Source organism: Halobacterium sp. CBA1126 (assembly GCF_009741975.1).
Lineage (GTDB): Archaea > Halobacteriota > Halobacteria > Halobacteriales > Halobacteriaceae > Halobacterium.
Genome location: NZ_WPCF01000179.1, coordinates 1 through 2,552, shown reverse-complemented (window position 1 = coordinate 2,552; position 2,552 = coordinate 1). Strand labels below are relative to the sequence as shown.

Annotated in this window: 2 protein-coding genes; both read left to right on the top strand. The window is 67.2% G+C overall.

The genetic code is table 11. The features are described from left to right. Window positions 1-672: 672 nt before the first annotated feature. Window positions 673-2,082, top strand: a complete 1,410-nt coding sequence (locus GJ634_RS14890) for a class II fumarate hydratase (protein ID WP_157503618.1) — start codon at window positions 673-675, stop codon at window positions 2,080-2,082. A gap of 66 nt (window positions 2,083-2,148) precedes the next feature. Beyond that, the coding region (locus tag GJ634_RS14885; RefSeq protein WP_157503617.1) for a PH domain-containing protein at window positions 2,149-2,552 on the top strand (404 nt) is incomplete at its 3' end.

Genomic DNA, 2,552 nt, shown 5'->3' with positions numbered 1-2,552 from the left:
CGACGAGCGTCTCGCCGAGGTCCGTCAGTCGCTCCGCGTGGTGGTGGCCGATGCTACCGAGTCCGACGATGCCGACGCGCACCGGAGAGTCAGCTCGTCCCATACTTGTCACTCTCTCACAACAGTGGCGTTAATGGCTTTCGCTTCCGCCGGTGCTGCACGTCGACGCGACGCTCGAGTTCGCGCGGCCGTGTTAACAGAAAGATTAGTGTTTCTATGAATTACCTAAATACGTATGGTTCGTGGCAGCGCTCGCACGAACTCGCCCGCTCATTCGGGCGCGTAGTTCCAAAACAGCATTAAGAGATGGATGAGTGGCGATAGCAGCGGGATAGGTGGCTGAGGTTTGGGGTTCCGGGGTGGCCAGCGAGGTCGCCGCGAACTCTCTGTCGAGTTCGGTAGTCAGACTCTCGAACCGCCTATTAGGACCTAATAACAGCTGTAAGTCGATTTTGGGTTCGACGCGGCGGTTCGCGTGTAGCTGTGTCCGTATCGAGGTGAATTCAGAACCATAATCTGTACGTGTATTATCTATATATGGTACTTTCTCCCCGTCGGACTCTCGGCGTGTCTCGTGGGCGCCGCTCTCGGGACGACGCGGCGGCGCGCGGCGTGGTGGCGTGCGGAAGCGATTCGGTGGGTTTTACGCGCCGGCCCCTCGTCGCTCCGGGTATGGGAGACGACTACCGAACCGAACGGGACAGTCTCGGCGAGATTCAGGTGCCGGCGGACGCCTACTGGGGCGCACAGACCCAGCGCGCCGTCGAGAACTTCCCCATCTCGGACAGCACGTTCGGGCGGCGCTTCGTGCGCGCGCTCGGCGTCGTGAAGAAGGCCGCCGCGCAGGCGAACAACGACCTCGGGCTGCTCGACGACGAGACGGCCGACGCCATCGTCGAGGCCGCCGACGAGGTCATCGTGGGCGACCACGACGACCAGTTCCCCGTCGACGTCTTCCAGACGGGGAGCGGGACGTCCTCGAACATGAACGCCAACGAGGTCATCGCGAACCGCGCCGCGGAGATTCTCGGCGAGGAGGTCGGCGAGCGCGCGGTCCACCCGAACGACCACGTGAACTACGGCCAGTCCAGCAACGACGTCATCCCCACCGCGATGCACGTCGCCGCGCTGGAAGCCGTCGAGAAGGACGTCGAGCCCGCCCTCGAGTTGCTCGCGGACGCGCTCGACGAGAAGGCCGAGGAGTTCGACGGCGTCGTCAAGACCGGGCGCACGCACCTGCAGGACGCCACGCCCGTCCGCCTCGGGCAGGAGTTCGGCGGCTACCGCACGCAGGTCGAGAAGGGCATCGAGCGCGTGCGCGACGTGAAAGACCACCTCTCGGAGCTCGCGCTCGGCGGCACCGCCGTCGGCACCGGGCTCAACACCCACCCCGAGTTCCCCGAGAAGGCCGCCGCCTACATCAGCGAGGAGACCGGCGTCTCCTTCCGCGAGGCGGACGACCACTTCGAGGCGCAGGCCGCCCACGACGCGATGAACGAGGCCCACGGCGCGCTCCGCACGGTCGCGGGCTCGCTGAACAAGATCGCGAACGACCTCCGCATGCTCGCCTCCGGCCCGCGCAACGGCCTCGGCGAGATCGAGCAGCCCGAGAACCAGCCCGGCTCCTCCATCATGCCCGGGAAGATCAACCCCGTCGTCGCCGAAGCCGTCAATCAGGTCCACAAGCAGGTCGTCGGCAACGACGCCGCCGTGAACGCCGGCGCCGTCGAGGGCCAACTCGACCTGAACCTCTACAAGCCCGTCATCGCGCACAACTTCCTCGAATCCTCGAACATCATCGCGAACGCGAGCGTCGCGTTCGCCGAGAAGTTCGTCGCCAAGCTCGAGGCCAACGAGGAACACTGCGAGGCGCAGGTCGAGCGCTCGATGGCGCTCGCCACGGCGCTCAACCCCGCCATCGGCTACGACAAGGCCAGCGAGGTCGCGAAGGCCGCGCTCAAGGAGGGCAAGTCCGTGAAGGAGGTCGTCGTCGAGAAGGGCTACCTCAGCGAGGAGGAGGCGGAGGACGCCCTCGACCCCGAGAAGATGACCCACCGCGGCATCCTCTCCGGCGACGACTGACGGCGCGGTCTCGGAGCCGGCGACGCCCCGCCCACCTTCTTGTACCAGGGTTTCGATGACCGGCACATGGAACGTCTCGACTCTCGCGTGCGCGTCATCTGGCTCCTCCGCGTGTTCGTCGGCTCGGTCGTCGCGGGCGTCATCGCCGGCGTCGCGACCGGGTTCGTCGACCGGGTCGCCGTCTCGCCGGTCCTCGTCGGCGCCGCCGTGTTCGCGGGGCTGCTCGCGCTCGGCGCCGTCCACGTCGTCCTCCGCTACCGGGCGTGGCGCTTCGAGGTCCGCGAGGACACCCTCTACATCGAGCGCGGCGTGCTCGTGAACGTCCGCACGGTCGTCCCGTACGTGCGCGTCCAGCACGTCGACGCCCGCCGCGGCCCCGTCGAGCGCGCGCTCGGCCTGAGCAGCGTCGTCGTCTACACCGCCGGCTCGCGGGGCGCCGACGTCTCGATTCCGGGGCTGGTCGCCGAGCG

Excerpts from the sequence above, each read along its gene's own strand:
- GJ634_RS14890 (WP_157503618.1), top strand. The coding sequence starts at position 673 with ATGGGAGACGACTACCGAACCGAACGGGACAGTCTCGGCGAGATTCAG.